General features: G+C 39.5%; 12 protein-coding genes. 6 read left to right on the top strand and 6 right to left on the bottom strand.

The features are described from left to right. Window position 1: 1 nt before the first annotated feature. Together OQX62_RS02230 and uvrC are read left to right on the top strand one after the other, a co-directional pair. Window positions 2-2,227 (top strand): penicillin-binding protein 1A, encoded by a 2,226-nt coding sequence (locus OQX62_RS02230; protein ID WP_265829767.1) that lies wholly within the window; start codon window positions 2-4, stop codon window positions 2,225-2,227. After that, window positions 2,228-4,024, top strand: a complete 1,797-nt coding sequence (uvrC, locus tag OQX62_RS02225; protein WP_265829766.1) for an excinuclease ABC subunit UvrC — start codon at window positions 2,228-2,230, stop codon at window positions 4,022-4,024. Between the two features lie 32 nt (window positions 4,025-4,056). Here the strand turns inward: uvrC and gldN are convergent, their stop codons facing one another. The 6 genes from gldN to OQX62_RS02195 all read right to left on the bottom strand — a co-directional run bounded on the left by gldN (window position 4,057) and on the right by OQX62_RS02195 (window position 10,706). Further along, the gene (gene gldN / locus OQX62_RS02220; protein ID WP_265829764.1) at window positions 4,057-4,929 is read right to left on the bottom strand and encodes a gliding motility protein GldN; all 873 of its coding nucleotides are present in this window, start codon (window positions 4,927-4,929) and stop codon (window positions 4,057-4,059) included. A gap of 6 nt (window positions 4,930-4,935) precedes the next feature. After that, window positions 4,936-6,474, bottom strand: a complete 1,539-nt coding sequence (gene gldM, locus OQX62_RS02215; RefSeq protein WP_265829763.1) for a gliding motility protein GldM — start codon at window positions 6,472-6,474, stop codon at window positions 4,936-4,938. A 45-nt stretch (window positions 6,475-6,519) separates the two neighbouring features. Then, a complete protein-coding gene (gene gldL / locus OQX62_RS02210; RefSeq protein WP_265829761.1) occupies window positions 6,520-7,332 on the bottom strand; it encodes a gliding motility protein GldL in 813 nt (270 codons plus the stop codon). A gap of 58 nt (window positions 7,333-7,390) precedes the next feature. Beyond that, window positions 7,391-8,752, bottom strand: a complete 1,362-nt coding sequence (locus OQX62_RS02205; RefSeq protein WP_265829760.1) for an SUMF1/EgtB/PvdO family nonheme iron enzyme — start codon at window positions 8,750-8,752, stop codon at window positions 7,391-7,393. Window positions 8,753-8,942: 190 nt separating this feature from the next. Continuing rightward, entirely contained in the window at window positions 8,943-9,713 is a 771-nt protein-coding gene (locus OQX62_RS02200) for a uroporphyrinogen-III synthase (RefSeq protein WP_265829758.1), read from the bottom strand. A gap of 9 nt (window positions 9,714-9,722) precedes the next feature. Beyond that, the gene (locus OQX62_RS02195; RefSeq protein ID WP_265829757.1) at window positions 9,723-10,706 is read right to left on the bottom strand and encodes a DUF4271 domain-containing protein; all 984 of its coding nucleotides are present in this window, start codon (window positions 10,704-10,706) and stop codon (window positions 9,723-9,725) included. 427 nt (window positions 10,707-11,133) lie between these two features. Here OQX62_RS02195 and hemW point away from each other — a divergent pair, with 427 nt between their 5' ends. The 4 genes from hemW (at window position 11,134) to OQX62_RS02175 (ending at window position 14,703) form a co-directional block, all read left to right on the top strand. Beyond that, complete coding sequence (gene hemW, locus OQX62_RS02190) at window positions 11,134-12,273, top strand: radical SAM family heme chaperone HemW (protein ID WP_265829755.1); 1,140 nt, start codon at window positions 11,134-11,136, stop codon at window positions 12,271-12,273. Window positions 12,274-12,288: 15 nt separating this feature from the next. After that, complete coding sequence (locus OQX62_RS02185) at window positions 12,289-13,077, top strand: SDR family oxidoreductase (protein ID WP_265829754.1); 789 nt, start codon at window positions 12,289-12,291, stop codon at window positions 13,075-13,077. A 48-nt stretch (window positions 13,078-13,125) separates the two neighbouring features. Continuing rightward, on the top strand, window positions 13,126-13,677 hold the full coding sequence (locus OQX62_RS02180; protein ID WP_265829752.1) for a fasciclin domain-containing protein: 552 nt from the start codon (window positions 13,126-13,128) through the stop codon (window positions 13,675-13,677). 144 nt (window positions 13,678-13,821) lie between these two features. Beyond that, window positions 13,822-14,703, top strand: a complete 882-nt coding sequence (locus tag OQX62_RS02175; protein WP_265829750.1) for a cupin-like domain-containing protein — start codon at window positions 13,822-13,824, stop codon at window positions 14,701-14,703. Window positions 14,704-14,724 lie beyond the last annotated feature (21 nt).

Here is a 14,724-nt window from a genome sequence, read left to right as displayed (position 1 = left end):
AATGACCAAAAATATTTCAGCTGCAGAGATAAAAAGTTATAACCTCACACTCTGGAAGTTATTAATTGGAGCTATTATTTTATTCTCTCTATTTATCGTTGCACTGGGTTTCGGTGTATTCGGAACGCTGCCTTCTTTCCGTGATATTGAACACCCCAAAAGTAACCAGGCTACTGAGATTTTAACAGAAGATAAAAAGGTTTTAGGTACATATTTCGTTCAGAACAGGTCCAATGTTACGTATCCTGAAATATCGCAAAACGTGATCAATGCATTGATCTCAACTGAAGATACCCGCTTTAAGGAACATTCAGGAATCGATTTCAAGCGTACATTTACCATTATATTTTACAACCTTATTGGTAAAAAACAAGGTGCAAGTACCATTACACAACAATTAGCGCTTAATCTATTCTCTGAAGAAGGTCGTCAGCGTAATTTTTTCAAACGTTTGATGCAAAAATTCCAGGAGTGGATTGTTGCCGTAAAACTGGAAAGAAATTACACTAAAGAAGAAATCATCACCATGTACCTGAACACAGTAGATTTTGGTAACCAGGCATATGGTATCAAATCAGCATCAAGGGTATATTTTAATACTACACCAGACCAGCTTACAGTGGCACAGGCGGCAACTTTAGTCGGCCTCCAGAAAGGAATTACCCGCTATTCCCCTACACGGAATCCGGAACGTTCACTCGCACGCCGGAACACTGTGATGGCCAATATGGTGAAGGAAGAGGTATTGACAGCACAGCAATATGAAGAGGAAAAATCAAAACCTCTTGGCTTGAAATTTAGTGCAGCAACGGTGAACGATGGTATTGCGCCATATTTCAGGGCTGTGCTTAAAAATGATATCAGACGGATCTTTCAGGAACGTTCAATTTTAAAAGCCGATGGCACTCCTTACGATCTTGACAGAGATGGATTAAGGATTATAACCACCATCAATTACGATATGCAACTGTATGCAGAAGCTGCCCAGAAAGAAGCAATGAAATTGCTGCAGGCGCAGTTTATCAGCAGCTGGAGAGGAAAAAATCCTTTTAAAGGTAAAGAACTGCAAATTGAACAGGGGATCAAAAGGTCCGACCGCTACAAAGCACTTCAATTGGAAGGAAAATCTGAAGAAGAAATTAAGGCTGATTTCAATACGCCTGTACGAATGGGCATTTTTACCTGGAAGGGTGATATTGACACTTTAATGAAGCCTATCGATTCTGTTAAGTATTATAAATTGTTGCTTAGAAATGCAATGATGGCTATGGATCCTAAAACTGGTTATGTAAAAGCATGGGTTGGTGGCATCAATTACGAGCATTTTAAATATGATCAGGTAAAAATGGGTACCAGACAAGTGGGTTCAACAGCAAAACCATTTACTTACTCGGTAGCAATAGAAAATGGTTACTCTCCATGTTATCAGGTATTAAATGAGCCGGTTACTATTGAAGTGCCGGGCAGTGCACCGTGGACGCCAAAGTCGGGCGGCACCCTGCCTGGCTACATTACGCTGCAAAAAGCACTAGCCTATTCACAGAATTTTATTGCCGCCTATTTAATGAAACAAGTAGGCCCGACAGCAGTGTCAACACTGGCAAAAAAGATGGGAATTACTTCGAATGTTCCAGCCTACCCTTCCATTGCTTTAGGTACCTTTGATGCCTCTGTATTTGACATGGTCGGCGCTTATTCTGTTTTTGCAAATAAAGGTATCTGGACACAACCTACCTATATCTTAAAAATTGAAGATAAAAATGGCGTGGTTCTATTTTCACAAACACCTCAAAAACATCCTGCGATGAACGAAGAAGTTGCATATGTGATGACGCGCATGCTGGAAGGTGTAGTTAAAAATGGTTATGGCTACAGCTTAATCAGTAAATTCGGGATTAAAAATCCGGTTGGTGGAAAAACAGGGACTACGCAAAACAACTCTGATGGCTGGTTCGTCGGCATCACTCCAGATCTTGTTGCAGGGGTATGGACAGGTTGTGAAGACCGTGCTTTCCACTTTATCAATACCAGTCAGGGAGAGGGTGCTAAAACTGCCTTACCTGTTTTTGGAGGATTTTTGAAAAAAGTATATGCCAATCCAAAATTAAAAGTAGGTAAGGGCGACTTCGAAGCACCTAAAAATGGAGTATCGATTACGTACGATTGTAATCAGTATCAGCAACAACAAACAGATACAACAGAACTGGATCAGAAGCTGGGATTTTAAATGAGTGCTTTCGATTATAAAAAGGCATTGGGCGATATACCGCACAGGCCCGGTGTCTATCAGTACTGGGACCAGGATGATACGCTCATTTATATTGGTAAGGCCAAAGACCTGAGAAACCGGGTTGGCTCCTATTTCAATCAGGATAACCAGATGAATGGGAAAACCAGAGTACTGGTTTCCAAAATCCGTAAGATCACATTCACCATTGTAGACACAGAGATTGATGCCTGGCTGCTCGAAAACAGCCTGATCAAAAAACATCAGCCACGCTATAATATCATGCTGAAAGATGATAAGACCTATCCATGGATTATCATCAAAAAAGAACCTTTCCCAAGAGTATTCTGGACCAGAAAGATGGTAAAAGATGGTTCCACTTATTTTGGGCCTTACGCCTCTGTGGGTATGATGCACACCATCCTTGACCTGATCAAGGAAACCTATCCATTACGCACCTGCAATTTACCGCTGACCGACGAGAACATTGATGCCGGAAAATTCAAAGTATGCCTTGAGTACCAGATCGGGAATTGCAAAGGACCATGCCAGGCTTATCAGGCACATGTCGACTACGATAAGAATATAGAAGAAATCAAAGAGATTTTAAATGGTAAAATCGGTAACGTTATCCGGGATGTTAAGCAGATTATTAAAAATGCTGTTGCGGAATTGAACTTCGAATATGCTCATCAGTATCAGCGCAAACTTTTGGTACTCGAAAAATATCAGAGTAAGTCGACCGTAGTGAACAGCTCCATCACTAACGTAGATGTAGTCAGTATTGCTTCTGATGAACGTTATGCTTTTGTCAATTACCTGAAGATAATGAACGGAAGTATCATCCAGGCGCAAACCATAGAGATCAAGAAAAGACTGGATGAATCTGACGAGGAATTACTGACCATAGCCATCACAGAATTCCGTACCAAGTTTAACAGTACTTCCAAAGAAGTGATTGTACCATTTGATATTACCTTATCCGACGAAAACCTGAAGTTTACAGTTCCCAAGCTGGGTGAAAAGAAAAACCTGCTTGAACTCTCCCATAAAAACGTTTTGTTTTTCAGACGGGAGAAGTTAAATCAATATGAAAAATTAAACCCTGACTTAAGATCAGAGCGTATTTTAACCCAGATGCAAAAGGATCTGATGCTTACTCAGCTCCCTGTGCATATTGAATGTTTTGATAACTCTAATTTCCAGGGGCAATATCCTGTATCAGCTATAGTTGTATTCAGAGACGCCAAACCTTCTAAAAAAGATTACCGGCATTTTAATGTAAAAACGGTTGAAGGTCCAAATGATTTTGCGACGATGGAAGAGGCCGTTTACAGGCGATATAAGCGCATGTTAGAAGAAGAAGAGACATTGCCTCAGCTGATTATCATAGATGGTGGTAAAGGTCAGCTATCCTCTGCAGTAAGCAGCTTAAAAAAACTGGGTATTGATAAAAAAGTAACAGTGATCGGAATCGCCAAACGTCTGGAAGAATTGTATTATCCCGGCGACAGCTATCCCTTGCACCTGGATAAAAAATCAGAGACGCTTAAAGTGATTCAGCAATTACGTGATGAGGCGCACAGATTTGGTATTACCTTCCACCGGAAGAAAAGGGATCAGGGTACGTTAAAAACGGAGCTTGAAGCTATCCCGGGTATTGGTAAAACTACGGCCGATAAATTACTGCGTCAGTTTAAATCCGTTAAAAAGATTAAAGAAGCTACCGAAGCTGATTTAGCACAGATATTAAATAAAGCACAGGTCCTTACCCTGCTCAACTATTTTAAGGCATAAAAAAACCCGGCTGTTTAATAACCGGGTTGATTTTAATATTCCCACAAACTCTGTTCGTAGTCTGCTATACCTTTTTTGATCCGTTCAGATTCGTAAAGTTTCCTTGGATCTTTGGGATCTGTCTGATTCAGAATCTCTATAATAGTTTTATTAGCCGGGTTCGTTTCTTTAACAATATTACTTGCAAACAAACGTCTGATGAAGAAGTCATCATAAGTAAGTACCGAAGCATCGTTACCAGGATTAACCAGGCGTGATTTGCTTAACAAGGGTCTGGCTTCATCATAATAAATCCAGAAAACCGGCTGCCAGTTACCTTCTACCATTTTCATAGGTGCGATCCCAATGATACGCGGTTCAAAAACAGATCTTTTAACATCAAAGATCCAGTCTTCTTTAATTCTGTATTTAAGAAATTCGTCTGGTCTCAGTCTTTTTAATGTAGGTTCACCAATTTTGCCACTGGCATCTGCTTCACCTTCTGCAGTTCCACGGGCATTCTGTAGCGCATCCTTAGCACTTAAGGCAATTTTGAATGAATCATTATCTTCCAGTAATTTACCGGCTGTAGTATCTTTCGGAGAATATACAGTCAGTTCTTCATTGGCCACGGCCTCCATTAAGATTTCAATCAATTTGGAGCTTTCAGACTTCAGTACAGAGTTAATCGTATCCCGCAGATCGATTTCACGCCAAACCCTTTTGGAGTAAAATACATCTTCTTCCCTCACATCAGGCAGGGGAACCATCACACTACTATCTACATCTTTTCTTGCATAAAAACCATCTTTCGGAGGGGTTTTTATTTTAGATTTCTTCACTACAGGTGCAGTAACCGGCGTAGTCTGAGCGAAAGACGCTGTTCCAAAAAACAGGAGAATGATAGTGTATAAAACCTTTTTCATCTTAATCTATTTAGCTGTAAATGTTATTCCATCCAGATTTCTCTGTCTGCCATCAGGTCCTTCAGCAATAATATCTTTAAAGATAACTGTAGCACCTGGTTTAAGAGAGCCTAAAGCTCCTTTGATTTGTCCGCTGAACGAAGCACCACTATTTTGAATAGTAACAGCGTCTGATCGCGGATTGATCAATGTTGCAGAAAATCTGATTACTTTATATTTGATATCAAAAACGAAGTCGTCCAATTCAGTCTCCATTAAGCTTGATCTTTCCAGCCACTCCACATCAACACTTCCACCCGATTTTCCTTTTACAAAGGCTTTTGGTGTAGGTAATGCTTTAACCCTGAATTGCTGTGCACCTAAATTGATCGTTTTGCCGGCATTGCTGGCCGATACGGTAATGTTCACTACTTTACCTACCTGGTCAGCACCAACATTAACCATGAACTTACCATTAGCGCCTTTGATAGATCCGCCTGAAATATTAGCTTTAACACTTTCCAACGGAAATCCTGCTGCAGATACAGAGAAAGGATTCGCAATTCCTGCATAAATCACATTCATCTTATCCGGTGATACCGTTGCAGAAGGCTTAGCTACCTGGTAAGTCTGTTCTGGTGTTTTATACTCTTTAACCTGCCCGTCAGTTTGTTTTACACGGATAGTACCTACCCATTTAAAAACACCCACAGAACTGGTACCGCCGGTATATGTACCTTTACCATCTTTAGTAGCCAATTTACCACCACCAACTGAAATCTCAGGGCTTGACTTCGAATCACTTGCCGTTAAGAACACCTGTGCCGTGTAAGGCTGCCCCTGTATCACATAAGATGTAGGTGCTACCGCCACTGCTGCAAACTGATCAAGATTCACTAAAGATTTATCCATGTTGCCGAATAATTTCTTCACGATCTCTGCTTCTGCATTTTTAGTATCTGCTTGTATTTTTGACAATACGGTATTCGCAGCTGTTAAGGGCGTACCTTCACCGAAGTTAATATCTTCCCATGCTTTTTTACCGCTGACATTTTTTTCTGCATCTTTCGCTTCTAAAGAGAAAGAAACCTGCTTCTGATCCTTAGCATCCAGCAGGGCGATTAATTTCTCACGCGTTTCATTGATTTTAGCTTTCAGTTTTTCACCTTCTTTCTGGTTAATCATAATCCCCTGAGCAATATCAAGGTTTCCTCTTTCTACCAGATCTCCGGTTTCAGGACTGATCCCGCCACCTGCAACACTAAACTGCTGCTTTAATTTATCAATATAACCGTTAAGCTCATCGGCATATGCTTTGGCTTTTTTGGCCTTATCATAGATAGGCTGAGCCCTTGCCGGTTCTTCTTTTAATTTTGTGTTTTCAAACGCAGAGAACAGCTGATCAACACTGGTGTTAACATTTGTTCTTGATGATTCAAGACTATCATTGATATTCTTAAATGCGTTTAATATCGTATCAGATACGTTTAAAGCTAGCATAGCCAACAATACCAAATACATGATATTGATCATCTTCTGCCTTGCTGATTCTCTTCCTCCTGCCATTATTTCGTAGGTCTCTGGTTAATGATTAAATAATCTGTTACCTAATTAAATGCGTGGCTGATTCATTGCCGTCAGCATATTACCATAAATCGCATTCAGCGAAGAAAGATTTTTAGCCAGTTTACCCACCTCATCTTTGAACTGTTTCGAATCTTCCATAGACTCATTGAAATTATTCATTGTTAATGACAAGTTCTGGTAAAATTTATTCATCGACTTCAAATGAGCGCTGGAATCCTGCAATTCCAATTCATATACCGCATTTAAAGCAGACAGATTTTTTGCAAGAGAAGTAACTTGTTCATGGTAAGCTTTCGAATCAGTATGGCTATCTCCCAGCTCAGCTAACTGTGCTGTTGCTTTACCGAAGGCTCCGTTCAGGCTATCAAAGCTTGCAGATACCTGCTTTACTTTACCCGTAAATTCATTAGTAGCAAGAGATGCATCAGCAACGTTTGAAATAGTAGCTACTTTGTCTCCAAAAGTACGCAGGCCATTACCAAGACTTTCAATCAGTTCAGGACCAATTTTAGCGTCAACCAACATTTTATCCAATGCCGCTGAAGATGAAAATGGTGCAGCAGGTGCCGCAGCAGCTCTCGCTGAAACTTTAGGCAACTCGCCATTAAAATCATCACTTAATTCAGGATATACTCTGTCCCATGCTGGTTCCGGTGCTGGTGGAAAGAAACCTGTTAAAAAGAACAGAAATGCTTCAACACCTAAACCAAGCCCGATCATATAATTTCCCCAGATGCCACCTAAGTGAAGGATCTTAAATAATGCTCCAATAATTACGATACTCGCGCCCCATGATATTGCTACGTGTAAAAAGTCAAATTTCTTTTTTGCTGCCATTGTTTTGATAGATATAATGTTAATTTTTAGATGTGCTTTTAGCGAACTGAGTCGCCGCTTAGTTTTTGAAATTGATGTCAGTTCCTGCAAATGAAGAAACACATCTGAAACCTATGTAAGATCTTGCCTGATCCTGATACTCATAAGTACCTACAGAATTCTGCAAAAAGAATCCTATATCTTTCCAGGATCCCCCTCTTACTACTTTACGCTTCAGGTATTTACTGTCAGTACCCTTAGCTACATACGTGAAGTTTGGATTAAAATCCAGTAAAAGTGGTGCAGCAGATTGGTTATAAGCAGTTACAGTCCATTCGGAAACGTTTCCTGCCATATTATATAATCCGTAATCATTAGGGAAGTAAGATTTCACATTTACAGTATACAAACCGCCATCATCAGAGTAATTTCCTCTTCCTACTTTAAAGTTTGCCTGCATACATCCTTTAGTATTTCTTACATAAGGTCCACCCCATGGATATTTAGTTTTTACGTTACCTCCCCTTGCAGCATATTCAAATTCTGCCTCTGTTGGCAACCGGTATTCCGGTCTTGAACTCAAAGGTATTTTTCTTGAAGCCGCAACAGGCTCATACAAACGTGTGCGCCAAACGCAAAAAGCATTTGCCTGTTCCCATGAAACACCTACTACCGGGTAATTATCATAAGAAGGGTGATTGAAATATGATTTTACCATTGGATCATTCTGAGAATACGAATAATCAACCTTCCAAACCATGGTATCGGGATAAACGCTCACCGATGGAAACTGGTTCGGATTATTTCTGTCAGGAGAATCTACATAACTCTCTATAAAATCTTTACGTCTTTTACTCGGATCTTTTCTGCCAGCCTCAGCCAGGTCAAGATTCACAAAACTATAAGAATATCTGAATTTCCTTATATCTAATTCATTACGGCCAGGCAGAGCATCGTCACCGCTGTAATACATATCTTTCAGTTTGCTGCTCAAACTATTTTTACCGCTCCAGAGTGCTGAGCCATTGCCAACCTTTTTCCAGTCAATATTTTTCTGTGAAGAAAGTGTGGCTCCTCCCGGAGTTGCCTTAGCATTGATAAAAAAAGTAGGCGCGGCACCGGGTCCTAAAGAAGTCAGTGCGACAGAATCTCTTACCCAATTTACAAATTGCCTGTATTCTGCATTTGTAATCTCCGTTTCATCCATGTAAAAAGCACTGAATGAGGTCATTCTTGCCGGAGAAGTCTGAGAATTGTTGATGTCCTCATCAGACATCCCGATGAGTGTTTTTCCCTGTGGTATATAAACCATGCCAAGCGGCATTTTCTTATTGTTGAATTTTCTGTTATATACGCCAACCAGCTCTCCCTGTCCGCCTTTTCCGCAGCCAGAAAACAAAGCCGCAACTATAATAAAACCTAGTGTGTAAAATTTCCTCATATACGCCAACAGCAATTTTACACAATTTTATCAATTAGGATTGATAATTACAACTATTACGTGATAAAAATATGAGTTAAATGCAAAATAAGCAAGACGTTAACATATTAGTAACATCTTGCTTATCGGAATTAAATCTTTACTCTTTTACGGGAGATTCCCCAAAACGTGCAACTACATCAACAGTTATCTATTTGTTCGATTTCTTGATATAGTTTTCAATAGCCATGATCATTGACGGAGATTCCGGAGATGGAGCTGCAATGTCTACAATCAATTCCTTATCTGTAACCGCTTTATGTGTGTTTACACCAAAAGCAGCCAGACGTGTATTGTTCTGTTGAAAACCGGGGAAATTTATGTATAATGATTGGATGCTCGAAGGACTGAAAAATGCGATAATATCATAAGTTACATCAGCAAGATCTGAAAGATCACTCACCACAGTTTTAAATAAAACCGCGGGTGTAATGTCATACCCGTTTTTTACCAGAAAATTCATCGTATCTTCTGTAGCGACATCAGAACATGGATACAGAAACTTTTCTGCAGCATGTTTCTTCAGTATTTCAGAAAGATCTGCAGCAGTCTGCTTACCGAAGAAGATCTTACGCTTCCGGTATTGAATATACTTCTGAAGATACAATGCTGTAGACTCTGAAATACAAAAGTATTTCAAATCCGCAGGCACTTCATACCGCATTTCCTCACAAATCCTAAAAAAATGATCTACTGCATTTCTACTGCTGAAAACCACAGCAGTAAAATCACCTAAACTGATCTTGTCTTTCCTAAAATCTCTTGCAGGAATCCCTTCAACATGGATAAATGACCTGAAATCAACTTTTAAGTTATATTTCTTTGCCAAATCAAAATAAGGGGATTTCTCTGTTTCGGGTTTGGGCAAAGTTATCAGTATACTTTTTACTTTACGCAACCTATCTTCTGTCATTTCTTGCATTTTACCTAGTTACAGCTCAAATCCTATTGCCTTGATTAATATCAAAATAGGACATATTTCGAGGGCACAAAAGTACATAAATAAATAGACTTTTGAAAACCGATAATGAGATAAAATATTTACTCCCGCCCTAATAAATTGGAAGGTGAAGATTAGTGCAAGAAGCACAAACGAGATAACTATGTAATATATACCATATTTGAGTGGTGATAAGGCAAAAGCAACCACCAGGGGAATGAAGATTAAAGAAATGTTAAAATAACTCAAATATAATATAGAGATGTATTCATGCACTGGTTTTTGGATATTAAACAGGTGTCCGAGTACCCTGAGCAGTATGATCTTGAGCGCATATAAGCCTACAATCAGGACAGAAATACTGACAAAAAAACTAAATCCCTGATGAACATAAGCCAGCTGATAATATTGTGCAACAAGGTAAAAAAACATACCTATTGTAAAGCCGAACTGAATGAATAACAATAAAAACGGCCAGGATGTAAATGCATTATCCTCCTTATTCAGATTATTTAATCCCCGGTTACTGTAAAAGGCCTGCACAATTCCCTGCAACTGTTTTGCGAACGAAATTCTCAATATCGCAAATACCACCAATAACAATGCGATAAATCCTAAAACCCAAACCTTTCCCTTAACGAGTGTATTACCTATCCTGAATTTACTTTCTTTTTTATATTTCCCATACTTTTTGAACCAGGCATCCAGATCCAGCTTTTCGAAAACATTAGCTTTAAGAATACTGTCTATCAGATAGTGTTTGTTAATTAATGAATCCGGCAGTATCCAGGTATGGGTCATAATTGAATCTGTAACGAACTTCTGTCTGACCAGAAATGCCGAATCGCGCCGGAAGCGTGGTTTGTAAACTCTTGGCGCAACTACAGAATCCGCAGAAACCGGTACCTGCTGTGCAAAGCAATCGCTAAATCCTATAACGTACAGAAGAAAAAAAACAAAAAAGTGTTTATACATTGATCAGATCGCTACTGTTCGGGATATTTTGTACAAATTAAGGCATTATTTATGTTTAAATACAGCATCCGACAACGCAAAATTGAAATTATCGGGTAAAATACAGTAGTCTATATTTGATTGCAGGGTATTTATTATTTAAGAGAAGACACAGATTTGGTCTAAGATCGGGGCTCGCGGTTATATTGGTCACACATTGGTCTGCCATTGGCCAGACATTGGTTTGATACTGGTTTGGTAAAACAAACTAATGGTACTTCAATGTCATGTTATTCCCTGACGAAGATATCATCTTACATATATCATATAATCATTCAGCGTTCAACGATAAGTAAAGGTGTAGGTTTACAAAAGACCTATAAAAGTAAATCGATGACCTTACTTATCCTTTATCTTAAAATTTATTTTTATAACTTACCTTTGGCAGATGGCAGGAATTTACATCCATATACCTTTTTGCAAGCAGGCATGTACTTACTGCGACTTTCATTTCAGTACTTCTCTTAAATACGTTGATGAAATGACGGATGCGATTTGCAAGGAAATTATACTCAAGAAAAATAGGATCACGGAACAGGTGGGGAGTATATACCTGGGCGGTGGCACCCCGTCTGTCTTACCAAAAGCTTCACTTGATAAAATATTTAACACCCTTACTACACATTTTTCCATAGCCGCTGATGCGGAGATCACGATTGAAACCAATCCGGATGATCTTGATGCAAAGAAAATAGCAGAGTTACGCCAGTTACCGGTAAACCGGTTCAGCATAGGAGTACAATCTTTTTTTAACGAAGATCTGGTCTGGATGAACAGGGCTCATAACGCTACGGAAGCAGAAACCTGTATCAAAAGAAGTCAGGATGCAGGTTTTGAAAACCTTAGCATTGATCTCATTTACGGATATCCACTGCTTACAGATGAGAAGTGGCAGCAAAACATCAATAAAGCTATTAGCCTGGCAACGCCACACATCTCAGCCTATTCATTAACAGTAGAACCGCGCACAGCACTTGCTGCTGCCATAAAAAAAGGGAAACAAATCCCGGTAAATGATGAGCAAAGTGCAGCTCAGTTTATTTATTTGATTGATCAGCTGGGAAGAGCAGGCTTTGATCACTATGAAATCTCTAATTTTAGTTTGCCCGGATCACATGCCATCCACAATACAAACTATTGGAGAGGTGTTCCATATTTGGGCATAGGTCCCTCTGCACACGGATTTAATAGTAATATCAGGTATCTGAATATTGCGAATAATGCGAAATACCTGCAGCAGCTTGCACTAAACCAATTAGCGGAAACAACTGAGGAGCTAAATATCTACGATAGATTTAATGAGTACGTGATGACTTCCCTTCGGACCATGTGGGGCACAGATTTACATAAAATAGCAAATGATTTCGGGAAAGTATTTATCTCGGATACAATGAAAAATATCAAACCTTTTATACAAAGAGGGTGGCTGAATAACGAGAATGACAAACTAATTCTGACTCAGGAAGGAAAGTTATTCGCAGATTACATTGCTTCAGAGCTGTTTATGATCGACGAGCAATCCTCTTAATTAAATAAGATTTACATGAAGAATAAAGTAGTATGGATCACAGGCGCTTCTTCAGGCATCGGAGAAGCATTGGTATACGCCTATAACAGTGCTGGTGCAAAATTGATTATATCCGCAAGAAACAGAGACGAGCTTTTCAGGGTAAAAATGAATTGCAAAAACCAGATCAATGTTCATGTACTTTCACTGGATCTGGAAGAGACAGGTCAGCTGGTCGATAAAGCAGCGGCGGCGGAAAAAATATTCGGACAAATTGATTTACTGATCAATAGCGGCGGCATTACCCAGCGTGCCCTGGCACTGGAAACAGCTATTGAAGTTGAACAGAAAATTATGAACATCAATTTCTGGGGCACAGTAGCCTTAAGTAAAGCTGTACTGCCTGGCATGATCGCAAAAGGAAATGGCCAGATAGCATGTATCAGCAGTGTTGTGGGGAAATTCGGCACTCCGCACCGTTCTGCATATGCAGCGTCAAAACATGCATTACATGGTTATTTCGACTCTTTACGCGCAGAGGTGGCCGATAAGAACATCAATATTTCACTCATCTGCCCGGGCTATATCAAAACTAATATATCACTAAATGCGCTAACGGCAGACGGCAGTAAACATGATGTGATGGACCAAAACCAGGAAAATGGCATGTCACCTGCCACCTGTGCCAGTCAGATAATTGACGCCATTAAAAACAATAAAGAAGAAGTATATATCGGCGGAAAAGAGATAAAAGGCGTTTTGTTTAAAAGGTTTTTCCCCTTAAGATTTTCAAAATATATCAGAAAATCGAAAATAAACCTGTAAAAAACCGATACCAGTTCTTCTTCGTATCTCCTGGTATAAAAACGAGAAATGAAAAGAACTATTCTATCTGTAATTGCCTTAGTAGCTATGGCATTTTCCACACAAGTTTACGCACAAAAAAACCCTATGGTTGGTGGCGCAGAAATGTATCCTGCAAAAGACATTGTTGACAATGCCGTAAATTCAAAAGACCACACTACTTTGGTTGCTGCTGTTAAAGCTGCAGGTCTTGTAGAAACCTTAAAAGGAGCTGGCCCATTTACTGTTTTCGCACCTACAAATGCTGCTTTTGATAAATTGCCAGCAGGCACAGTTGAGACAGTGCTTAAACCGGCAAACAAAGAGATGCTGACAAAAATTCTTACCTATCACGTGGTAGCCGGGAAAATGGATGCTAAGACAATCGCAAAAGCGATCAAAGCAGGAAACGGAAAAGCCGAATTGACAACTGTTAGCGGAGGCAAATTATGGGCATCTATGCAGGGCAGTAAACTCATTCTGACTGATGAAAAAGGTGGTACCGCAGCAGTTACAATTGCTAACGTAATGCAGAAAAATGGCGTAATCCACGTAATAGACACAGTGTTGATGCCAAACTAATTCATCCTTCTTTAATAATACAAAAGAACACAGCAACCCGCTGTGTTTTTTTATTGTCAGAATTCCATATTTATTGGAACCTAATAGGATACCAGATTGTATTTTGCATAATTTTACGTTGAATTCACACTATATTAACATAACATGAAGTTTGATTTAGCTCAAATTGATTGCGTAGATAACATTTCTAAAGAAGATTTTGAAAAAAATTATCTGAAAGCGCGCAGGCCCTTGATCATTAAAAACATGGCCAAAACATGGCCTGCCTATGAAAAATGGTCCATGGATTATATGAAAAGTGTTGTGGGTGATAGAATGGTCCCTTTATATGATAGCTCTAAAGCAGATCCTTCAAAGCCGATTAATGCTGCTGCTGCAGAGATGAAATTTACCGATTATATAGACCTGATCAGCAGCACGCCAACAGACCTTCGTATATTTTTATTTGACCCCATCAAACATGCGCCTGACTTACTGAAAGATTACATTGCTCCAAAAAGTCTGATGGGCGGTTTTCTTGACAGCTATCCAAATATGTTTTTCGGGGGTAAAGGATCAGTTACCTTCCTGCATTACGATATCGACCTTGCACATATTTTTCACACTCATTTTAACGGCAGAAAACACATCATTCTATTTGAAAACAAGTGGAAAGAAAGACTTTATCAAATTCCATATGCCACTTATGCACTGGAAGATTATGATATTGAGCAACCTGACTTTGACAAATTTCCTGCATTAAAAGGGATTAAAGGCGTGGAGGGCTTCCTGGAACATGGCGACACGCTCTTTATGCCGACTGGTTACTGGCATTGGATGAAATATCTGGACGGTTCATTTTCGATCAGCCTGAGGGCATGGGATAAATCCTGGGCAGTAAAAGCAAGAAGTTTATTTAACCTGACAGTACAGCGCAAATTTGATGATTTCATGAAAGCCAATTTCAGGGAAAAATATATGACATGGAAAGAAAAGCTGGCAGTTAAACGGGCTAATAAAGCACTTCAAAATCATCTTCCCGAATAAAAGGATCTCCTGCTCCCTTTT

It is taken from the genome of Pedobacter sp. MR2016-24, from assembly GCF_026239655.1.
In the GTDB taxonomy this organism is placed as follows: Bacteria; Bacteroidota; Bacteroidia; order Sphingobacteriales; family Sphingobacteriaceae; genus Pedobacter.
Note: the sequence above shows the minus strand (reverse complement) of the source record. Positions and strands in the feature narration are given on the sequence as shown.